This is a genomic window from Pseudomonas sp. dw_612 (assembly GCF_018449725.1).
Lineage (GTDB): Bacteria > Pseudomonadota > Gammaproteobacteria > Pseudomonadales > Pseudomonadaceae > Aquipseudomonas.
Window position 1 is genome coordinate 59,734 of record NZ_JAAVVC010000010.1, and the last position, 21,258, is coordinate 80,991.

Annotated in this window: 19 protein-coding genes and 1 pseudogene; 12 read left to right on the forward strand and 8 right to left on the reverse strand. The window is 61.1% G+C overall.

The annotated features are described in order from the left end of the window. The first annotated feature begins 3 nt into the window (after positions 1–3). Together fahA and maiA are read left to right on the forward strand one after the other, a co-directional pair. Positions 4–1,308 (forward strand): fumarylacetoacetase, encoded by a 1,305-nt coding sequence (fahA, locus tag HB680_RS16865; RefSeq protein ID WP_213939738.1) that lies wholly within the window; start codon positions 4–6, stop codon positions 1,306–1,308. Positions 1,309–1,320: 12 nt separating this feature from the next. Further along, on the forward strand, positions 1,321–1,956 hold the full coding sequence (gene maiA, locus HB680_RS16870) for a maleylacetoacetate isomerase (protein WP_213939739.1): 636 nt from the start codon (positions 1,321–1,323) through the stop codon (positions 1,954–1,956). 113 nt (positions 1,957–2,069) lie between these two features. On the opposite strand, the gene HB680_RS16875 is transcribed toward maiA, so the two are convergent. Beyond that, a complete protein-coding gene (locus HB680_RS16875; RefSeq protein WP_213939740.1) occupies positions 2,070–2,873 on the reverse strand; it encodes a transglutaminase family protein in 804 nt (267 codons plus the stop codon). A gap of 183 nt (positions 2,874–3,056) precedes the next feature. Here HB680_RS16875 and HB680_RS16880 point away from each other — a divergent pair, with 183 nt between their 5' ends. Beyond that, entirely contained in the window at positions 3,057–4,076 is a 1,020-nt protein-coding gene (locus HB680_RS16880; protein WP_213939741.1) for a Glu/Leu/Phe/Val dehydrogenase dimerization domain-containing protein, read from the forward strand. Between the two features lie 238 nt (positions 4,077–4,314). Here the strand turns inward: HB680_RS16880 and HB680_RS16885 are convergent. Beyond that, positions 4,315–4,554 (reverse strand): annotated as a pseudogene (locus HB680_RS16885) (YebG family protein); the annotation flags it as partial. A gap of 316 nt (positions 4,555–4,870) precedes the next feature. Here HB680_RS16885 and HB680_RS16890 point away from each other — a divergent pair. Beyond that, complete coding sequence (locus tag HB680_RS16890) at positions 4,871–5,371, forward strand: phosphate-starvation-inducible PsiE family protein (protein ID WP_213939742.1); 501 nt, start codon at positions 4,871–4,873, stop codon at positions 5,369–5,371. On the opposite strand, the gene HB680_RS16895 is transcribed toward HB680_RS16890, so the two are convergent. The 3 genes from HB680_RS16895 to HB680_RS16905 form a co-directional block, all read right to left on the reverse strand. Then, the gene (locus HB680_RS16895) at positions 5,368–5,688 is read right to left on the reverse strand and encodes a DUF3509 domain-containing protein (protein WP_213939743.1); all 321 of its coding nucleotides are present in this window, start codon (positions 5,686–5,688) and stop codon (positions 5,368–5,370) included. The two genes, HB680_RS16890 and HB680_RS16895, sit on opposite strands and share 4 nt — an antisense overlap. Before the next feature lie 298 nt (positions 5,689–5,986). Further along, a complete protein-coding gene (locus HB680_RS16900) occupies positions 5,987–7,288 on the reverse strand; it encodes an HAAAP family serine/threonine permease (RefSeq protein ID WP_213939744.1) in 1,302 nt (433 codons plus the stop codon). A gap of 62 nt (positions 7,289–7,350) precedes the next feature. Beyond that, positions 7,351–8,727, reverse strand: a complete 1,377-nt coding sequence (locus tag HB680_RS16905; protein ID WP_213939745.1) for an L-serine ammonia-lyase — start codon at positions 8,725–8,727, stop codon at positions 7,351–7,353. Between the two features lie 135 nt (positions 8,728–8,862). On the opposite strand from HB680_RS16905, the gene HB680_RS16910 reads away from it, so the two are divergent. Both HB680_RS16910 and HB680_RS16915 read left to right on the forward strand, forming a co-directional pair. Next, positions 8,863–9,810, forward strand: coding sequence for a LysR substrate-binding domain-containing protein (locus HB680_RS16910; protein WP_054049783.1), 948 nt, complete (start codon positions 8,863–8,865; stop codon positions 9,808–9,810). A gap of 213 nt (positions 9,811–10,023) precedes the next feature. Further along, positions 10,024–10,434 (forward strand): HPF/RaiA family ribosome-associated protein, encoded by a 411-nt coding sequence (locus HB680_RS16915; RefSeq protein WP_149418217.1) that lies wholly within the window; start codon positions 10,024–10,026, stop codon positions 10,432–10,434. 266 nt (positions 10,435–10,700) lie between these two features. Here the strand turns inward: HB680_RS16915 and fecA are convergent, their stop codons facing one another. From fecA to HB680_RS16930, 3 genes are all read right to left on the reverse strand, one after another. Then, entirely contained in the window at positions 10,701–13,022 is a 2,322-nt protein-coding gene (gene fecA / locus HB680_RS16920) for a TonB-dependent Fe(3+) dicitrate receptor FecA (RefSeq protein WP_213939746.1), read from the reverse strand. Between the two features lie 163 nt (positions 13,023–13,185). Next, positions 13,186–14,115 (reverse strand): FecR family protein, encoded by a 930-nt coding sequence (locus tag HB680_RS16925; RefSeq protein ID WP_213939747.1) that lies wholly within the window; start codon positions 14,113–14,115, stop codon positions 13,186–13,188. Further along, positions 14,112–14,600 (reverse strand): sigma-70 family RNA polymerase sigma factor, encoded by a 489-nt coding sequence (locus HB680_RS16930; RefSeq protein WP_213939748.1) that lies wholly within the window; start codon positions 14,598–14,600, stop codon positions 14,112–14,114. Before HB680_RS16930 ends, HB680_RS16925 begins: the two co-directional genes overlap by 4 nt. Before the next feature lie 177 nt (positions 14,601–14,777). On the opposite strand from HB680_RS16930, the gene HB680_RS16935 reads away from it, so the two are divergent. From HB680_RS16935 to HB680_RS16960, 6 genes are all read left to right on the forward strand, one after another. After that, complete coding sequence (locus HB680_RS16935; protein WP_213939749.1) at positions 14,778–15,083, forward strand: DUF3649 domain-containing protein; 306 nt, start codon at positions 14,778–14,780, stop codon at positions 15,081–15,083. Next, complete coding sequence (locus HB680_RS16940; protein WP_213939750.1) at positions 15,080–16,660, forward strand: PepSY-associated TM helix domain-containing protein; 1,581 nt, start codon at positions 15,080–15,082, stop codon at positions 16,658–16,660. Before HB680_RS16935 ends, HB680_RS16940 begins: the two co-directional genes overlap by 4 nt. Further along, positions 16,661–16,984, forward strand: coding sequence for a DUF3325 domain-containing protein (locus HB680_RS16945; RefSeq protein WP_213939751.1), 324 nt, complete (start codon positions 16,661–16,663; stop codon positions 16,982–16,984). Beyond that, a complete protein-coding gene (locus HB680_RS16950) occupies positions 16,984–17,547 on the forward strand; it encodes an RNA polymerase sigma factor (protein WP_213939752.1) in 564 nt (187 codons plus the stop codon). The genes HB680_RS16945 and HB680_RS16950 overlap by 1 nt, the downstream gene beginning before the upstream one ends. Beyond that, the gene (locus HB680_RS16955; protein ID WP_213939753.1) at positions 17,544–18,533 is read left to right on the forward strand and encodes a FecR domain-containing protein; all 990 of its coding nucleotides are present in this window, start codon (positions 17,544–17,546) and stop codon (positions 18,531–18,533) included. Before HB680_RS16950 ends, HB680_RS16955 begins: the two co-directional genes overlap by 4 nt. Positions 18,534–18,733: 200 nt before the next feature. Beyond that, positions 18,734–21,163 (forward strand): TonB-dependent receptor, encoded by a 2,430-nt coding sequence (locus HB680_RS16960; protein WP_213939754.1) that lies wholly within the window; start codon positions 18,734–18,736, stop codon positions 21,161–21,163. Positions 21,164–21,258: the final 95 nt, after the last annotated feature.

Sequence of the window (21,258 nt, forward strand, 5' to 3'; positions counted from 1 at the left end):
CCCATGACTCAGACTTCCATCCCTCGTAGCTGGGTTGCCTCCGCCAATGGCCACACCGATTTCCCGCTGCAGAACCTGCCACTGGGCGTGTTCAGCGTGAAGGGTTCGGCACCGCGCAGTGGCGTGGCGATCGGCGAGCATATTTTCGACCTGGAAGCGGCGCTGGACGCCGGCCTGTTCGAAGGCGCCGCACGCACGGCGGTCGAAGCGGCCCGTGGCGGTCAGCTCAATGCCTTCTTCGAACTGGGCCGCGATGCCCGCGTTGCCCTGCGCGAACGCCTGCTGGAACTGTTCGCCGAAGGCAGCACCCTGCACGGCAAGCTCGAAGCCCAAGGCGCCAAACTGCTGCCACTGGCGGCGAATTGCGTGATGCATCTGCCGGCGAAAATCAACGACTACACCGACTTCTACGTCGGCATCGAGCACGCACAAAACGTCGGCAAACTGTTCCGCCCGGACAACCCGTTGCTGCCGAACTACAAGTACGTGCCGATCGGTTACCACGGCCGCGCCTCGACCATTCGCCCGTCCGGCACCGACGTGCGTCGTCCGAAGGGCCAGACCCTGCCGGCCGGGCAGACCGAACCAACCTTCGGGCCGTGTGCACGCCTGGACTACGAACTGGAACTGGGGATCTGGATCGGCCAGGGCAACGAGATGGGCGACTCGATCGCCATTGGCGACGCGGCGGATCACATTGCCGGTTTCTGCCTGCTCAACGACTGGTCGGCGCGGGATATCCAGGCCTGGGAATACCAGCCGCTGGGGCCCTTCCTGTCCAAGAGCTTCATCACCAGCATCTCGCCGTGGGTCGTCACCGCTGAAGCGCTGGAACCTTTCCGTCGCGCGCAACCGGCGCGTCCGGAAGGTGATCCGCTGCCGCTGCCGTACCTCACCGACAAACGCGATCAGGATGGCGGTGCCTTCGACATCGAACTGGAAGTGTTGCTGCTCACCGAAACAATGCGCGAGCAAAACCTGCCGGCCCATCGCCTGACTCTGAGCAACACCAAACACATGTACTGGACCGTGGCGCAAATGGTTGCGCATCACAGCGTCAACGGTTGCCAATTGCAGGCCGGTGATCTGTTCGGTTCGGGCACTTTGTCCGGCCCGGAAAGCGGTCAGTTCGGCAGCCTGCTGGAAATCACCGAGGGCGGTAAAAAGCCGATCGAACTGGCGTCCGGCGAGGTGCGCAAGTTCCTTGAGGACGGCGACGAAATCATCCTGCGCGCCCGTTGCAGCCGCGACGGTTTCGCCTCCATCGGTTTCGGCGAATGCCGCGGCAAAGTCGTGCCGGCGCGCTAAGAGGATCGGGGCATGGAACTCTATACCTACTACCGCTCGACCTCGTCGTACCGGGCGCGCATTGCGTTGGCGTTGAAAGGCCTGGATTACCAGGCCTTGCCGATCAACCTGATCGCTCCGCCCGGTGGCGAACACCGTCAGCCATCGTACCTGGCGATCAATCCGCAAGGCCGGGTGCCGGCATTGCGCACTGATGAAGGTGAGTTGCTGATCCAGTCGCCCGCGATCATCGAGTACCTGGAGGAACGTTATCCACAGGTGCCGCTGCTGTCCAAGGACCTTGCTGCCCGTGCACATGAGCGTGGTGTGGCGGCGGTGATCGGTTGCGATGTGCATCCGCTGCACAACGTCAGCGTGCTCAATAAATTGCGGCAGTCGGGGCACGACGAACCGCAAGTGGTGGAGTGGATCGGGCACTGGATCGGCCAAGGGTTGACGACGGTGGAGCAGTTGATCGGTGACGCTGGTTACTGCTTCGGCGATCAACCGGGGCTGGCGGATGTTTACCTGATCCCGCAGTTATATGCGGCGGAGCGTTTCAACATCTCGTTGGAGGCGTATCCGCGGATTCGTCGGGTTGCGGCGTTGGCGGCAACGCATCCGGCGTTCATCAAGGCCCATCCGGCGAATCAGCCAGACACCCCTTAACGCTTCACACCAATCCCCACTGTGGGAGCGGGCTTGCTCGCGAATGCGGTGTGTCAGCTGCATAGATGCTGACTGACACTCCCTCTTCGCGAGCAAGCCCGCTCCCACAGGGATCAGTGAACAACAGAGTTTGGCGGCAGGTGCCCCAGTCGTTCCGTCAGGCGAATCCGCTGGATCGGATCGTCGCTGAGCAGCAGCGCATGTTCCAGATCGAAGCGCTCGGCGTTCGGGCAGTCGAGCCGTTGATAGAGGCTGGCTCGGGCCAGGTAATCGGAGGCGCTGCCGTTGCCCAGTTCCAGCACGCGTTCGGCGTCCACCAGCGCGCCGATGTAGTCATCGTTGGTGAGGTGCAACTGGCGCAGGTTGCGTGACAGGCGCTGGAGCATGTGCACCGGGTCGGCCGTGAGCAAATGCTCGGCGCTCAGTTTAATGTTCGGGCCGTACTGGCGTTGCAGCAAGTCCCGGCAGTCGTTGGGGTACAACCGTCGGCCGCCGCACGGGTCGAGCAAGTGATCCGCGCCCTGCACCCGTAGCAGGAAATGCCCGGGGAAGTTGACCCCGACCATCGGGATTTCCAGCCTTCTGGCCAGTTCCAGGGCAATCAGCCCCAGGGTCAGCGGTTGGCCGCGACGGCGTTCCAGCACTTTATGAATCAAGGCCACTTGCGGGCGCAGCGGGGTGAAATCGTCCTGGGCGAACCCCAGGTCATTCATGCGTCGCAACAACGGCTGGGCCAGTTCGCTCACCGGCAGCATCGGCAGGCCGGCACTGACCCGCTGTTGCAGTTCCGCGAACTCTGCCAGTACGACCTCGGGGTTCACTTCGGCATCGTGTTCGGCCGCAATCCACAGCGCCGCCTCGAACAGCGCGGGCGGTGAGCGTTGCAGACAGGCGAAGAAGCGTTGGCGCGGGGTCATCAAAATCTCCGGGGAATGCCTCGTTTTAGCCCTGCCACACGCTTTCGTCCAGTGTCGCGCGTTGGCGGTGGCAGGTTATGTCCGAAAGCCCTCAACGGAGCGCTGCTTATTCCGGTGCGCTTCAGCAATTTTCAGGCGCAAGCCTATACTGGCGACTACTAGAAGTGATTCGGGAGCCCTACGATGTTCGCTCTCATGCAAAGCACTCGCCTTGAATCGCTACACCTTAGCGTAGACCCGGTCACCGGGTTGAAGGCGGTGATTGCCATTCATAACAGCCGCCTGGGGCCTGCTCTGGGCGGTTGTCGTTACCTTGCCTACCCCAGCGATGAGTCCGCCGTCGAGGACGCCATGCGCCTCGCTCAGGGCATGAGCTACAAGGCAGCCCTGGCCGGCCTGGCCCAGGGCGGCGGTGTGGCGGTGATCGTGCGCCCGGTCCACGTCGAAAACCGTGGGGCGCTGTTCGAAGCCTTCGGCCGTTGCATCAATCAACTCGACGGCCGCTACATCACCGCGATCGACAGCGGCACTTCGGTGGCGGACATGGATTGCATCGCCCAGCAAACCCAACACGTCACCAGCACCACCTCGGCGGGGGACCCCGCGCCCCACGCGGCGATGGGCGTGTTCACCGGCATTCGCGCCACCGCCATGGCCCGGCTCGGCAGCGATAACCTCGAAGGCTTGCGTGTGGCCATTCAAGGTCTGGGCAACGTCGGTTATGCCTTGGCCGAACAACTGCACGCCGCCGGTGCCGAACTGTTGGTCAGCGACATCGATCACGGCAAAGTGCAACTGGCCATGGAACAACTCGGCGCCCATCCGATTGCCAACGACGCATTGCTCAGCACCCCGTGTGACATTCTCGCGCCGTGCGGTTTGGGCGGCGTGCTCAACAGCCACAGCGTGACACAACTGCGCTGTTCGGCGGTGGCGGGTTCGGCGAACAATCAACTGACGCATCTGGATGTTGCCGATCAACTGGAACGGCGCGGCATTCTGTATGCGCCGGATTACGTGATCAATTCCGGCGGGCTGATCTACGTTTCGCTCAAACACCGGGGCGAAGAGCTGGCGACCATCACCGCGCACCTGTCGAAAATCGCCTCGCGGCTGACCGAAGTCTTCGCCCACGCCCAAGCGGAAAAACGCTCGCCAGCGCGGGTGGCGGATGAATTGGCGGAGAAAGTCCTTTACCGCTGAAGGTCAAAAGATCGCAGCCTTCGGCAGCTCCTACGCGCCTGTGGGCGCCGCCGAAGGCTGCGATCTTTTGATCTTGCTTTTGATCTTCCAACATGAAAAAGGCCCTGAGCCATTCGACTCAGGGCCTATTCAATTCGGGCGTTGCTTACTTGACGGCTTTGACTGCTTTGGCAGGCTTGACCGGCTCGGCGGCTTCAGCCACCTCTACAGGTTCAACCACTTCAGCCGGCGCGCTCAGCAATTCGGACAAGGCGTCCGGCTGGCTCTTGAACGCCTTGGCGAACACATCGCGGTTCTTCGCCATGTAGATCCCGGCTTCTTCCACTTGCTGCTCGCTCAGGGACGGCACGGCTTTTTGCAACACTTCAGCCAGCAATTCGGCCAGTTCGAGCATTTTGTCATGACGGTCAGCTTCGGCTTTATCCATGAACAAGCGCTCCAGATCTCGGCTGCTGCGGTATACCACTTCGACGGCCATTCACCACCTCACATGCCTTCACATTAAGTTGTCTTTGCGACTACTGTATCTATATACAGCGAAAAGGATAAGCGAATCCCTGCGCTTTGGGTAGTGGCATTTCAATGTAGACCGAAAGTGGCGTTTGTGAGGAGCACCGTGTCATGCCTTTCGCGAGCACGCTCGCTCCCTCAAGGGTGCGACCAAACGCCACGGCGCGGCTTTTAGAGCACATCGCCATCATGTTGCGGCGGTCTCTGGCCTTTTTTCTGCATGCAGATCAACCGTCACGTCCAACCCGCATCATCCGCTCGAACCGAGCTAAGGAACAATCATCGTGAAAATCAACTGGGCCGAGAATCTGCGGCAAAATGTGCATCAACTGGCCGAGTCCCTGGGCAATCTGTTGGTCGAGACTTTTCATTACCTGGCGTTGTTCGCCATCGGTGCGGTCACCGCGTGGGCGGCGGTGATGGAGTTCTTGCAGATGATCGAAGCGGGGCACATCAAGATCGATGACATCCTGCTGCTGTTCATCTATCTGGAATTGGGCGCGATGGTCGGGATTTACTTCAAGACCAACCACATGCCGGTGCGCTTCCTGATCTACGTGGCGATCACTGCGCTGACGAGGTTGCTGATCTCCAACGTCTCACACCACAACCCGCCGGACATCGGCATTATTTACCTGTGCGGCGGGATTCTGTTGTTGGCGTTTTCGATTCTGGTGGTGCGTTACGCCTCGTCGCAATTTCCATCGGTGAAGATCGAAAACCCGCAGCGCAAGATCGGCGCGGGCTCCGGTGAATATCCCGAGGTGGAGAAGGGCGAGATTTAAAGGCGCACGGCCAGCGGGCTGTGGTTTTTGACTTGTGGCGGCGGCGGCAGGTTGCGATTGTCGCCGTCGGTCATGGCTTCGAGGATGGCCACGGCACTGTGGCCCTGTTCGATGGCGATGCCGAATTGAATGCTTTGCACCAGGCGCTTGAGGCGCTTGGGGTCATTGCGTTGCTCGGCGCTGATCATGCGTTTGGCCACCACTCGGCCACTGTTGGAGAGGGTCAGCATGATGCTGCCGTCCAGGCCCTGAATGCTCAGGTTGATCTGATAATCCGGTGCAAAGGCATCGGTAATGAGCTGAAAAGGGTTGTCCATAATGCGTCACCGCCTGATTGAACGTGCAGTTGTTGACCGGCCATGATCGGGTTGGTTCGCCATACCAGACCATCGGCATTCCATGTTCATGCGCTTTCATCCATGTCGCGTAGGAGCTGCCGAAGGCTGCGATCTTTTGATCTTTAGCGTTTTCAGCGGCGCCGAAGATCAAAAGATCGCAACCTTCGGCAGCTCCTGCATAGGATGTAGCAAGGGCCATGCCGGGAAAACTGTCGAACAATGATCGCGGCAAAAAAGCGGCGAGCACTGAGGCCCGCCTTCTTTTTAACTGCCCGATTCAGGGCAGGAATGAATAGATGATCGCTGACAGTGCAATCAGGCCGATCAACACCACGAACACGTTCGAGGCCTGCCCGGAGTACTGGCGCAAGGCCGGCACGCGGCGGATCGCGTACATCGGCATCAGGAACAACAGGCACGCAATGATCGGCCCGCCGAGGGTTTCGATCATGCCGAGGATGCTGGGGTTGAACGTGGCCACGGCCCAGCAACTGAGGATCATGAACAGCGCGGTCACGCGGTTCAGCCAGCTCGACGACATCACCCGGCCACGGCCGCGCAGGCTTTTCACGATCAGGCCCTGAAAGCCTTCGCTGGCGCCGATGTAGTGACCGAGGAAGGATTTGGTGATCGCCACCAGCGCAATCAACGGCGCGGCGTAAGCGATGACCGGGGTCTGGAAGTGGTTGGCCAGGTACGACAGGATCGAGATGTTCTGCGCCTTGGCGGCTGCCAAATCAGCCGGCGACAGCGCCAGCACGCAACTGAAGCAGAAGAACATCACCGTCACCACCATCATCCCGTGGGCGATGGCGAGGATGCCGCTGCTCTTGCGCTCGGCCTGCTCGCCGTAACGCTGCTTCTGCTCGACCGCGAAGGCGGAGATGATCGGCGAATGGTTGAACGAGAACACCATCACCGGAATCGCCAGCCATAGCGTCTTGAAGAACAACGGCAGTGGCATGCCTTCGCTGGCGGTGGCGAAGAATGCGCCGTTCCAGTTCGGGACCAGGCTGACACCGAGCAGCAACAACGCCGCGACGAACGGGTAAACCAGCACGCTCATGCATTTGACGATGACGCCCTGACCGCAGCGCACGATTGCCATCAAACCGAGGATCAGCACCAGCGACAAAATCGCCCGGGGCGGCGGGGCGATGTGCAACTGGTGCTCCATGAAACTGCTCAGGGTGTTGGTCAGCGCCACGCTGTACACCAGCAGAATCGGGAAGATCGCGAAGAAATACAGCAGCGTGATCAGCTTGCCGGCACCGATGCCGAAATGTTCTTCCACCACTTCGGTGATGTCCCCCGAGCGTCCGGACAGCACGAAACGGGTCAGGCCACGGTGGGCGAAGAACGTCATCGGGAACGCCAGCACCGCGAGGATCAACAACGGCCAGAAACCACCGACACCGGCGTTGATCGGCAGGAACAATGTGCCAGCACCAATCGCCGTGCCGTAGAGGCCAAGCATCCAGGTGGTGTCGAATTTGCTCCAGCCTTTGTGGGCAGTTTCGGTATCGCGTGTCAGGTCTACAGCAGGATTATCGGCAGTAGGTGTACGTACATCGGTCATCGTTTTTGGCCTCGTTATTGTTCTTGCTCGGGCTCACGTTTTAAAAGGTCAGGGAATGCAGATCAGCACTCCACCCAGCTCACCGCCAGGCCGCCTCGTGAAGTCTCTTTGTATTTGTCCTGCATATCGGCGCCGGTATCGCGCATGGTGCGGATCACCCGGTCCAGGGAAATGAAGTGTTTGCCGTCGCCGCGCAGGGCCATTTGCGTGGCGTTGATCGCCTTCACCGCCGCAATCGCGTTGCGCTCGATGCACGGCACCTGCACCAGGCCGCCGACCGGGTCGCAGGTCAGGCCGAGGTTGTGTTCCAGGCCGATTTCAGCGGCGTTTTCCAATTGCTCCGGCGTCGCGCCGAGCACGTCGGCCAGCCCGGCGGCGGCCATGGCGCAGGCCGAGCCGACTTCGCCCTGGCAACCGACTTCGGCGCCGGAGATCGAAGCGTTTTTCTTGCACAGAATGCCGACGGCCGCCGCACCCAGAAAGAACGCGACCACGTCATCGTCCGACGCGTCCGGGTTGAATTTCATGTAGTAGTGCAGCACCGCCGGAATGATCCCCGCCGCGCCGTTGGTCGGTGCTGTAACCATCCGTCCGCCGGCGGCGTTTTCTTCGTTAACGGCGAGGGCGAACAGGTTCACCCATTCCATCGCGGACAGCGTGGAAGTGATCACATTCGGTTTGCCGATTTCCAACAGGCTGCGGTGCAATTTCGCTGCGCGGCGCGGAACATTCAGACCGCCGGGCAGGATGCCTTCGTGCAGCAGGCCTTGTTCGACGCACTCGCGCATCACCGACCAGATGTGCAACAGACCCTGGCGGATCTCGGCTTCGCTGCGCCAGGCCCGTTCGTTGGCCATCATCAATTCGGAAACCCGCAAACCGTGCTGGTTGCAGAGCCTGAGCAATTCGGCAGCGCTGGAGAAATCGTACGGCAGCACCACGTCGCTGGTCGGCGCGATACCGGACTCTGCTTCGGCGGCTTCGATGATGAAACCACCTCCGACCGAGTAGTACGTTTGCTCGTACAGCTCTCCGGTTTCGCCAAAGGCTGTCAGAGACATCGCGTTGGGGTGGTAGGGCAGGCTCTCGTCGAGCAGCAGGAGATCGCGTTGCCAGTTGAAGGCAATGGTCGATTGGCCGGCGAGGGACAGTTCGCCGGTTTCGCGCAGTTGCTGGATCCGTGAATCGATCGAGGTCGGATCAATGCTGTCCGGCCATTCACCCATCAGGCCCATGACGCAGGCGCGGTCGGTGGCGTGACCGACGCCTGTAGCCGAAAGGGAACCGTAGAGTCGGATTTCCACCCGCCGTACGTCGTCCAACAATTGCTGGTCAATCAGGGTCTGGGCGAAGGTCGCGGCGGCGCGCATCGGGCCGACGGTATGGGAACTGGACGGACCGATGCCAACTTTGAAGAGATCGAAAACACTGATAGCCATGCTAAAGCCTATACAAGCAATGGAGGAGAAATCGCTGCCATTTTTGTAGGACAAGCGCAATGTCGGCGATACTGCCCACCTCGGTCCTACGTGACCAACGAAACTTCCTAAGACAGCCTTTAGCAGGACTAAACGATGAGTCGTCAATTACACGCCCAGACTTACGTCTGGTTGCACGTGTTTTCCTGTGCCGCGCGGCACTTGTCGTTCACCCGTTGCGCCGAAGAACTGCACATCACGCCGGGTGCGGTCAGCCAACAAATCCGACAACTGGAAGAGCGCCTGGGCTTTCGCCTGTTTCACCGGCGCGCTCGCGGCGTGGAACTGAGCGCCGAAGGCCAGCGACTGGCCATCACCGTCAACGAGGCTTACGGCAGCATCGACGCCGAATTGCGACGACTGGACGCCGGAATGATCAGCGGGATTTTGCGCTTGCGTTCGATTCCATCGTTCCTGAGCAAATGGCTGACCCCGCGCTTGCCGCGTTTGCAGCAGCGTTTTCCGGACATTCAGTTGCGCCTGGTGGCCGAGGACAGCAGCGTGCCGCTGCACGAGGGCGATTTCGACCTAGCCATCGATTTGAACGACGGCAGTTATCCCGGCTTGTTATCCACAGCCTTGCTCGACGAACAGATTTTCCCGGTCTGCGCCCCGAGCCTGTTGCGCGGCCGCCCGCCGCTGCACGGTCCAGCGGACCTGGTGCACTTTCCGTTGCTGCACGACATCACCGCCTGGCGCGGCAGTTACGAGTACGCGGAATGGGAGTTTTACCTCAACGCCATCGGCTTCGAAGGCGCTGACGTGCGGCGCGGGCACACCTTCAATCGCAATCACCTGACCATCGAAGCGGCGATTGCCGGCATGGGCGTGGCGATTGCGCGGCGAACGCTGCTCAACGATGAGCTGGAGCGGGGGACGTTGATCGTGCCGTTTGGCTTGGCGGTGCCGAATCACAAACGCTACGTGTTGCTCTACGCGCCGGGGGCGTTGAGCCATCCGGGCGTGCGTGCGGTGCATGACTGGCTGGTGGAGGAGGCGGGGATTTTCCGGAGTCTGCATCCACTGGCGGAGCAGCAGATGTGAGCAATTGTGACAAAGAAGCGTTGCGACCCAACTCCCGACCTTAACAGCGCTTTTGGCCGTTGTCCGGCTTTTTTTGCGAATCCATATTTATCTTTTTTTAGGGGTTGAAATGTTCTGCGCACAGACCGATTGTGTAAGTAAGAGGTCACGGTGATGACGCCCAAGGGCTAGCCGACCGGCCTCTCGCGAGCTAGCTGAAATAAGGGATGAACTATGCAAATCCAAGTCAACAGTGATAACCATATTCAAAGCAGCATCCGACTGGAGGAGTGGGTACGTACTACCATTGAGAGCACGCTCGAACGTTACGAAGAGGACCTGACCCGCGTCGAGGTTCACCTGCGGGACGAAAATGGCGACAAGCCCGGCCCGCATGACATGCGCTGCCAGCTGGAGGCGCGGCCTAAAGGCCACCAACCCATCTCTGTGACCCATAAAGCCGATACCCTTGAACAAGCGATCGACGGGGCGGCCACCAAACTGGAACATGCACTGGACCATCTGTTCGGCAAACTGCGGGGCAAACCACGTGCCGCTGTAGTCCCATTTGAACGGGGCGCACATGCTGACGTGCTGCTGGAAGAAGAATTTCTCGAAAACGAACAGGCTGCGCAAAACGGCTGAGGCCTGATTCACTGTTTACCTTTCCACTGACAAACGGGTCTGCTTAGCAGGCCCGTTTTTGTTTGTGCACCTCAACCGCATGCAATCCTCGTAGCAGCTGTCGAGCACCGCGAGGCAGCGTTCGGCTGCGCAGCAGTCGCAAAATCAGGCAATGCGGTGATTCAGGCAAACCGCGTGCTCAGGGTTTACGATTGCTTCGCAGCCGAACGCTGCCTCGCGGTGCTCGACAGCTGCTACAGGTCGCATCGTTGCGAGATCTTCGTTGCTTAGAACGCCACCGACGTCTGCACATAAACCGTCCGCGGTTCCCCCACGTACTTGCCCTTGTTGTTGTCATCGAACGAACGGGTGAAGTACTGGTGATTGAGGATGTTCTTGACCCCCACCGCCACGTTCAAATCCGACAACCTCGGCCCGAAGTCATACGCCGCGCGGCTGCTGAACAACATGTAGCCCGGAATGCGCCCGGTGCTGCCGTCGGCGCTTTCTTTCGAGGTGTTGGCATTGTCGGCGAACTGGTCGCTCTGGTAGCTGCTGTCCAGGTTCAGCTTCCACGCCCCTTCGGTATAACCGACGCCAAGCGTGCCTTTGTGTTTCGAGGAGAACGGCACACGATTGCCCTTGTTCGGACCGTCTTCACGGATAGTCGCGTCCACATAGGCATAGGTGGCGTACGCATCGAAACCGGCCAGGGCCGGACTCAAGTCATCGAGGGCATAGTTGATGCTCGACTCGATCCCTTGATGGCGCGTCTCGCCACGGGCAATCACCGAGTCGTTGGTCTGGTTGCTTTCGTACTGGTTGTCGAAGTTGATCAGGAACGCGCCGATTTCCGCACGCAGCGCACCGTTGTCGTAACGGGTTCCCAGTTCCCAGGTCCGGGCCTTCTCCGGTTTGACTTCGCCGCTGGTCACGCGGTTAGGCATCTGGCTGTACTGCACGCTGCCGAATGAACCTTCGGTGTTGGCGTACAGGTTCCAGCTGTCGGTCAGGTGATAAAGCACGTTCAGCGCCGGCAGCGCGGTGTTGTAGTCGCCCTTGTACTTCACGTTGGTCAGGTTGTTGGTCTGTTGCGACTCGATCATCTCGTAGCGGATACCCGGCGTGAGGGTCCACTTGCCGATGTCGATCCGGTCATCGACGAAGAACGCATTGGCTTCGGTGCCGCCACGGGTATCGCGGTCATTGCGGCTGTCGGTGGTCGGCAGGTCATTGCTGGCAATCGGCGCACGGTAGCGCAGTTCGTGGCCGGCCTCGTTGATGTAGCGATAGCCGACGCCGACTTCATGGCTGGTCGGGCCGAGATCGAAGCCTTGGGCGAAACGGGTTTCCAGGCCTCGGACCCAATACTCACGAGGCGACAGCGACAGGAACGTGCCCTGATCCAGATAACCGCTGCGCAGGGTCTTGGTGAAGAAGGTGTTGGCGGTGAACTCGCGGCGGTCTTCCTGATAGCGATAGCCGACATTGAACATCGTGCGGCGGCCCCAGAACTGGTCTTTCGGGCGCGTGGACTGGTACGGGTCGGCGTCGTAATCGGCGACGTTCAGGCCGCCCGGCATGTCAGCCTTGCCTTCGTAATACTGGGCCATGGCGTTGAAGCTGTTGGCCTCGTCGAGCTGGTACTTGCCCTTGAGGATCAGGTCATCGATTTCGGTATCGCTGTGTTCACGCCAGTCGCCGCCGCGGGTGCCGGAGTACAGCAGCGCGCCGCCCAGGCCGTTATCGGCAGTGCCGCCGGCCAGCAGGTTGCCGGTGGTCTTGAAGCCGTCATGGCTGGACGACGGACTGGTTTCGGTCTGGAAGCCGCCCTTGACCGTTGGCTCATCCGGAATCGCCCGGGTCACGAAGTTGACCACGCCGCCGACGTTCTGCGGCCCGTAACGCACCGCGCCGCCGCCGCGCACCACGTCCACCGCGTCCATGTTGCCCATGCTGATCGGCGCGAACGACAACTGCGGCTGGCCGTAAGGGGCGAACGGCACCGGGATGCCGTCCATCAACACCGTGGAGCGTGAGGCCAGGCGCGGGTTGAGGCCACGGATGCCGAAGTTCAGCGCCATGTCATGGCTGCCAGTGCCGTTGTTGTCCGGGGCGTTGACGCCGGGGATGCGGTTGAGCACGTCCTTGGCCTGGGTCGCGCCCTGGCGTTCGAACGCTTCGCGACGGATCACGTCCCGGGCGCCAGGGTGTTCGAACACATTGATCTGCGCGGCATCACCCAGCCAGTCGCCGACCACCGTCGAGGTGCCCAACTCCAGCGCGGCATCGCCCGCCGGTTGCAGGCTGAAGGCATTGTTGCCCTCGGCTCGGGCTTGCAGGCCGGTGCCTTCGAGCAGCGCGTTCAAACCCTGTTCGGTCGTGTAGTTGCCTTCCAGGCCACGGCTTTTCACGTCACTGGTGACTTGCGAACCAAAGGAAATCAGCACCCCGGCTTCACGGCCGAACTGGTTGAGCGCGTTTTCCAGGGATGACGGGGCGATGTGGTACGGCTTGGCGTCGGCGGCCTGGGTAATGGAGGCAGCGGCGAAGCTCAAACTGACGCCCAGCAGGAGTTGGCGCAGCGGAGTGAGGCGGGTGGGTTGCATGGACGACGATCCTGAGAAGGTGGAATCAAGGGGGCTTTCCTTCTCTGTCACGCCAGATCTGAAAAACGGCTCATCTTTTTTTTAAGATCAAAAGATCGCAGCCTTCGGCAGCGCCCACAGGCGCGTAGGAGCTGCCGAAGGCTGCGATCTTTTGATCTTGCTTCTAAACCTTCGCCTCAACGGTCACCCAATACCGCGTAAACCGCCGCACCTTCACCGGCAAACTGATTTCCAGCATCTGCAGAATCCGCTCGCTGTCATCCAGCGGATATGTCCCGGAGATCAGCAAATCCGCCACCTTCGCATCGCAACTAAGCTGCCCGCGACGATAACGACCCAGCTCATCCAGAAAATCCCCAAGACGCATATGCGCCGCCACCAGCATTCCGTCAGCCCAGGCACCGCTGTTGGCGTCGAGGGGTAGGGGATTGCTGATGCCACGAGGCCCGAAACTCAACTGCCGGGCACTTTGCAGCAACAACGGAGTACCGCCGTCGGGCGTCAATTCGACCCGCCCTTCAAACACCGCAATTTGAGTCCGGTCAGAGAATTGCCGCACGTTCATCCGCGCGCCCTGGGTTTTCAACAAACCCTGAGCCGTGCGCACTTCAAAACTCCGAGCGGCAGTCAGCAGCACCTCGCCTTCGAGCAAACGGATCAGACCGTCAGCGCGCACATCCACCGACGTCGCGGTATTGAGTTGCAACTGGCTGCCATTGCCCAATGCCACTTTGCGCCGCTGACCGACCGGGCTGCGATAGTCCGCCAGCAACGGCGTGAGCGGATTGTGCTCGCGCATGCCCCACGTGACGGCCGAACCGGCGCCGAGAATCAGCAGCAGCTTCAACGCCTGACGACGGCTGCCGGACTTCGGCGCATTCAATGCCGCGTGAGCCAGGGGCGAGGACACCCCGCGCAACCGCTGATTAACCCGCTGAATATGCTCCCATGCCCGCTGATGTTCGCTGTGCCCGTCGTGCCACTGCTGCCAGGCGTGTTGCTGGCGCGGGTTCAGCGGCCCTTGCTGCATTTCCAGCAGCCAGTGCACCGCTTGCTCGGCGACGCGGGAGGAAAAGTCTGGCGGCGGGTTCATAGGGCGAAGTAGCAGCGCATCGCCGCTTTATTCAGGTGCCGCTTGACCGTGGCGATGGAAATCCCCAGCTCGGCGGCGATCTGTGGATACGTCAGGCCATCGACTTGCGCCAGCAAAAAGGCGCGTTTGACCAGGCGTGGCAAACCGTCGAGCAACTGGTCCAACTCCATCAGGGTTTGCAGGATGATCGCCCGTTCCTCTTCCGACGGCGCGAAGCATTCCGGCATCTGCGCCAGGGCGTCGAGGTAGGCGCGCTCCAGGTCCTGACGACGGTAATGGTTGAACAGCACGCGTTTGGCGATGGTGGTCAGGAACGCGCGCGGCTCAATGATCTGTGGGGTTTCCCGGGCCGTCAGCACCCGCATGAACGTGTCCTGGGCCAGGTCGGCGGCACTGTCCGGGCAGCCAAGCTTGCGCCGCAACCAACCGGTGAGCCAGTTGTGATGGTCGTGATAGAGGACTTCGACGGGATTGGCGGGCTGCAACAGAACCACTCCGACACATACGGATACGTTAGAGAACAAGAATTGTTCGCATTGTAAAGGCGTCGTCGCGCATCCGGCAATCGGATCTCTTTTGCGTATGAGAATATTTATCATTAATATTGCGCGCTTGTTGGCCCTGCGACGTTCACGGGCCTCACCCGGTTTCAAGGTCGAACCATGAAAGGCAAGAACAGCACGCTCCCCGTTTCCTACCGACTGGCGGTTACCTCGCGGGGATTGGCTGCCGTGCTGGGCGGTTATGTCGTCGCCGCGCTGGCCAGCGTCAGCCTGAGCCTGTTGCTGCCCATGGCGCGCGCCGAAACGGTGATCACCGGGATGATGACCTCGTTTCTGGCTTATCTGGTGGCGGTGCTCTGGTGCTTTGCCTGCCGCAGTGCCTGGCGGGCGTGGTTCGGCATGATCGTGCCGAGCCTGGTGCTGGGCGCGATTTGCGGGCTGGCGTACTGGGCGGGCCAGCCATGAAAGAGGGCTTTCGTCAGGCGATGGCCTGGCTGCACACCTGGGTCGGTTTGATCTTCGGCTGGTTGCTGTTCGCGATTTTCCTGACCGGCACCCTCGCGTATTTCAAGGCTGAGACCACTCACTGGATGCAGCCGGAGATTCCTGCGCGTTCGGTGTCCTCCGAAGCCAGCCTGACCGTGGCGCAACACTATCTACAGCAGCATGCCGCCAACGCATCGCGCTGGCTTATCGACTTGCCGACGCCCCGTGAACCGGGCCTGAACGTGCGCTGGCAGCAAGCCCCGGCCGAACCGGGCAAGCGTGGCCAGTTCAGCAAAAAGACCCTCGATCCACTGACCGGCGCCGAAGTGCAGGGCCGGGCCACCCTGGGCGGCGAGTTCTTCTACCGTTTCCACTTCGAGCTGCAAATGCCCTACCCGTGGGGCCGCTGGTTGTCGACCATCGCCGCGATGCTGATGTTTGTCGCGCTGATCACCGGGATCATCACCCACAAGAAAATCTTCAAGGACTTCTTCACCTTCCGCCCGCGCAAGGGCCAGCGTTCCTGGCTCGACGGGCATAACGCCGTGGGCGTGCTGGTGTTGCCGTTTCACCTGATGATCACCTACAGCAGCCTGGTGATTTTCATGTCGATGGTGATGCCGGCCAGCATCCTTGCTTCGTACAAAGGTCAGACCGGAGCGTTTTTCGATGAAGTGTTCCCGTCGTCCAGCACGCCGACCGCCGCAGGTCAGCCGGGCCAATTGGCGCCGCTGGCAGCGTTGCTGGAACAGGCCCGCGAGCAATGGTCGGGCGGGCGGGTTGGCAGTCTGGCGGTGAACAATCCCGGTGATGCCAATGCCTCGGTGGTGCTGGAACGCGATGGCGCCGACGGCGTGGTCTACGATTTTGGCCGCGCACTGACCTTCAACGGCGTCACCGGCCAGCTACTGAACGAGACTCCGGAGCAGCCGATTCCGATGGCGATTGCCGGCGGTTTCTATGGTTTGCACATGGGCCATTTCGCCGGTCCGGTGCTGCGTTGGTTGTACTTCATTTGCGGCTTGGCCGGCACGGCGATGATCGGCACCGGGCTGGTGATCTGGCTCGGCAAGCGTCAGCTCCGACATGCGAAAAGCGGTGTGATGCCGTTCGAGTTGCGCCTGGTGGAAGTGCTGAACATCGCCAGCATGTCGGGGTTGGTGATCGCCGTGGCGGCGTTCTTCTGGGCCAATCGATTGTTCCCGGTAGGGATGGCGGAACGGGCGCATTGGGAAGAGAACAGTTTCTTCATCGTCTGGGGCCTGAGTGTGCTGCATGCCATGCTCCGCCCTGGCCGCGCGGCGTGGGTCGAGCAGTTGACGCTGGCGGCGCTGTTGTTCTGCGCGGTGCCGTTGCTCAACGCGCTGACTTCTCCGTATCACTTGGGCGTTTCGCTGCGCCAAGGCGATTGGGCCATGGCCGGTTTCGACCTGACGTGCTTGGGCAGTGGCCTGTTCCTGGCCTGGGCCGCGTGGAAAATGCAGCGTTCGGGGCGCACTGAACCGGTCACCCGAGCGCGTGCCCGTCCTGTCACCCTTGAGCGCGAGGCGACCTGAATGCTGCTGGCCCTGTTGCTGTGCTACGGCGGATTTACCGCGCTCTGTCTGTCGATGGATCGGCATCACGCCGACCTGCTCGGGCGCAAACCCTCGGCCCGGCGTCGACTCATGATGCGGCTCGGTGGTTGGCTGCTATTGAGCTTGTCGTTGTGGGCAGCGGTGTCCGCGACCGGTTGGGGTCTTGGATTGGTGGAGTGGTTTGCAGTTTTGATGCTCAGCGGATTGCTACTCGTCTTGTTGCTGCCGTATCGCCCGCGTCTGGCCCTGTCATTGGCGGCATTGGGCCTGCTCGCCAGCCCCGTTTGCGCAGTATTGACCTGATGATCGCCAGCCCTCCGGAATCCCATGACGATGAACATCGTGGCGCCCGCGCGCATTTTCTCCAGGTGTTCCTGTCCCAGCGTTCGCAGATGGAAGCGCTGGTGAGTCGGCGCGTCGGTTGCCGGGCGACGGCGGCGGACCTGGTGCAGGATTTGTTCCTGCGCTTCTGGCGTCGGCCATTGGTGCAGGTCGAAGAGCTCAGCACCTATCTGCTGCGCTGTGCTGGCAACATTGCCATCGACCATCTGCGCAGCGAAGGCACGCGGGTGCGGGTCAACGAAGGCTGGATGCCCGATGCGCCGGATAGCCAGGGCAGCGAACCGCAAGCCGCGCTGGAAGCGGGCAACGATTTGCGTCACGTCGAAGCCGCATTGCGCGCCTTGCCCGAGCGTACGCGGCAGATTTTTTTGCTCAACCGCATTCACGGTCGCAAGTACGCCGAGATCGCCAAGGCCATGGGTTTGTCCCAAAGTGCCGTGGAAAAACATATGATGCGCGCCCTCGACGCCTGCAAGGCCAGTCTGCGGGAACCCGAACCGCGCACGCCAGGGAAAGCCCCGTGAACCACGCCGAACGCGTCACCCCGACGCCCGCCCAGGAACAGGCCGCTTTCGCCTGGCTCAGCCTGTTGCACGATCAGCCCAGCCGTGGCGATCAACTCACGTTCAGCCACTGGTTGCAGGCAGACCCGGCCCATGCCGAGGCGTATGCCCAGGCGCAAGTGGTGTGGGAGTTAAGCGAAGTGCCGGCGCGCAAACTGGCCGATGAAGAGGCGTTTGCCCTGCAGGGTTATCTCAACGCGATGAACCGCTCGCGGCGCCCCAATGTGCGGCGCTGGTCCGGGGCGTTGGCGATGGCCGCGTGCCTGTTGCTGATGGTCAGCCTCGGCGCGGGTTGGCAGCCGTTGCGTTGGGCCGATGATCTGGGCGCGGACTATGTCTCGGCGCCGGGGGAAATCCGCACCATCACCCTGGCGGATAAAACCCAAGTCACCCTCGATGCCGACAGCGCGATTGCCGTGGATTTCAGCGGTGGCGAACGGCATGTGCAATTGCGTCGCGGCGCCGGTTTTTTCAGCGTGACCCACACCGGCGATCCGTTTGTGGTGGAGGCCGAAAAGGGCCAGGCGCGGGTGTTGGGCACGCAATTCGAAGTGCGTTTGCAGCCCCATGGCGCGCAAGTGACGGTGTTGTCCGGGCGGGTTGGGGTGACGGCGGATCGTAACGCCGAGCAACAAATCCTCACCGCTGGCCAGCAAGTGGCTTACGGCGAAGGCTCGGCGGAAAAACTGCGTGCCGTGGACAGTGAAGCGCAACTGGCCTGGCGCCAGGGTTGGCTGAATTACTACAAGGCGAGCCTGGCGGAGGTGGTGGAGGATTTACGCCGTTATTACCCGGGGCGAATCCTGGTGCTCAATGATGAACTGGCGGCGCGGCGGGTCAGCGGGAGTTTTCCGAGCAAGGATCCGCAGGCGGTGCTGAGTTCGTTGCAGGGGGTGATGGGGTTTGAGCAGCACAGTGTGATGGGGCATTTGATTATTTTGCGGTGAAGCAAAGTCAAAAGATCGCAGCCTTCGGCAGCTCCTACAGGGAAATGCATACTCCTGTAGGAGCTGCCGAAGGCTGCGATCTTTTGATCTTCGGAAAAAATTTTCAAAATAATGATGAGGTAAACCCGACCCCCATCCGTGTAGTGACTGAAACTGCGAGTCATTCGCATCCCGTAGCGGTTCTACACAGGTCATGAGCAATGAAGTCCAGGGCAAAATCGGGTTCGGTCAAACAATGGTTCGGTGCCTCGGCGCTGAGTTTTTCGGCAATGGCATTGCTGCCGCTGAGCGTGGCCATCGCCGCTGAAACCGCCAGTACGCAGCAGCGCACGCCATTCAACTTTGCCATGGCCGCCAAACCGCTGCCCCAGGCCCTGAGCGACTTCAGCCGCATCACCGGCATCAGCGTGGTCTACACCGACGAAGCGCCCTACGGCCTCAATGCCCCGGCACTCAATGGGCAGATGAGCGCCGAACAGGCGATCCAGCGTTTGCTCAGCGGTTCGGGTTTCACCTTCCGCCGCACCGACGCCCACACTCTGGCGCTCGAACCCGTGCCCAGCGAAGGCACCCTGAACCTGGGCGCGACCACCATCACTTCGGTGATGGATCAAACCATGAGCTACCAGCCGCCACCCACCAGTTCGGTGATGCGCAGCTCGGCGTTGCTTCAGGAAACCCCGCAGACCATCAACGTGATCCCGGCCCAGGTCATCCGCGACCAGGCGCCGCGCAATCTGGATGACGCTTTGGCCAATGTCAGCGGCATCACCCAGGGCAACACTTTGGCCAGCACCCAGGATTCGGTGATGACCCGCGGTTTCGGCGACAACCGCAACGGCTCGATCATGCGCGACGGCATGCCGATCGTGCAGGGCCGTGGCATGAACGCCACCGTCGATCGAGTCGAAGTGCTCAAAGGCCCGGCGTCCTTGCTCTACGGCATTCAGGACCCGGGCGGCGTGGTCAACATGGTCAGCAAGAAACCCGAACTGACTCAATACAACGCCCTGACCCTGCGTGGCTCGACCTACGGCGACGGCAAGAACGGCAGCGGCGGCAGCCTCGACAGCACCGGTGCACTGGGCGATTCCGGGCTGGCCTATCGCATGGTCCTGGACCACGAGGACGAAGACTACTGGCGCAACTTCGGCACCCACCGCGAAACCCTGTTGGCACCGTCCCTGGCCTGGTTCGGCGAAAGCACCAAGCTGTTGTTTTCCTACGAACACCGGGAATTCCTGACCCCATTCGACCGTGGCACGATCATCGACCCGCGCACCAACCACCCGCTGGACATCTCGCGCAACGAGCGCCTCGACGAGCCGTTCAACAACATGGAAGGACGTTCGGACCTCTATCACTTCGAGGCCGATCACGAACTCAACGACAACTGGAAAGCCCACTTCGGCTACAGCTGGAACCGCGAAACCTACGACGCCAGCCAGGTGCGCGTCACCGCCATCGACACCAAGAAAGGCACGCTGACGCGAAGCATGGACGGCACGCAAAACGCCATCAGCACTGACCGTTTCACCACTGCCAGCCTCGAAGGCAAAGTGAATGTATTGGGCATGCAGCATGACCTGGTGTTCGGCGTCGATGACGAGTACCGCAAGATCTACCGCGAAGACCTGATCCGCCAGAAAAGCCTGACCACCTTCAGCTACGTCAATCCGGTGTATGGCCGCGAAGTCGCCGGCACTACCGTCAGCGCACCCGACAGCGCCCAGACCGATGAACTGCGCAGCGATTCGATCTTCGCCCAGGACTCGATTCACCTCACCGACCAGTGGATTCTGGTGGCCGGCGGGCGCTTCCAGGAATACGACCAGTACGCCGGCAAAGGCGTGCCGTTCCGGGCCAACACCGACAACAACGGCCAGAAGTTCGTGCCCCGCGCCGGCCTGGTGTATCGCTACACCGATGAACTGTCGTTCTACGGCAGCTACACCGAATCGTTCAAACCCAACTCGACCATCGCGCCGCTGAGCGGCAGCACCGTGGTGCTCGACGGCAGCATCGCGCCGGAAGAAGCCAAGTCCTGGGAAATCGGCGCGCGGCTCGACATGCCGGGGCGTATCACCGGTGACATCGCGCTGTTCGACATCAAGAAACGCAACGTGCTGATCGCCAACGCCGAAGGCCCGACCACGATCTACAGCGCCGCCGGCGAAGTACGTTCCCGTGGTTTGGAAATCGACCTGACCGGCCAGCTCAGCGACCGCTGGAGCATGATCGGTAGCTACGCCTACACCGATGCCGAAGTCACCGAAGACCCCGACTACAAAGGCAAGAAACTGCAAAACGTGGCCAAGAACAGCGGCTCGCTGTCGGCGGTCTACGACTTCGGCACCATCGTTGGTGGCGATCAATTGAGGGTCGGTACGGGTGCTCGGTATGTCGGCGAGAGGGCAGGGGATGCACCGAATGATTTCGACCTGCCGGGCTACACCGTGGCCGATGCCTTCGCCACCTACGACACCAAAGTCGAAGGGCAGAAGGTCAAGTTCCAGCTCAACGTGAAGAACCTGTTTGATCGCACTTACTACACCTCGGCAGCGAGCCGGTTCTTTGTATCGATGGGGGATTCGCGGCAGGTGTCTCTTTCCAGCACTCTGGAGTTCTAGGGCTGGATCAAAAGCCACCCCTCACCCCAGCCCTCTCCCCAGAGGGGAGAGGGGGAAAGGGAGCCGATCTTTATGGCTTTCAAATCCTGAGCTCG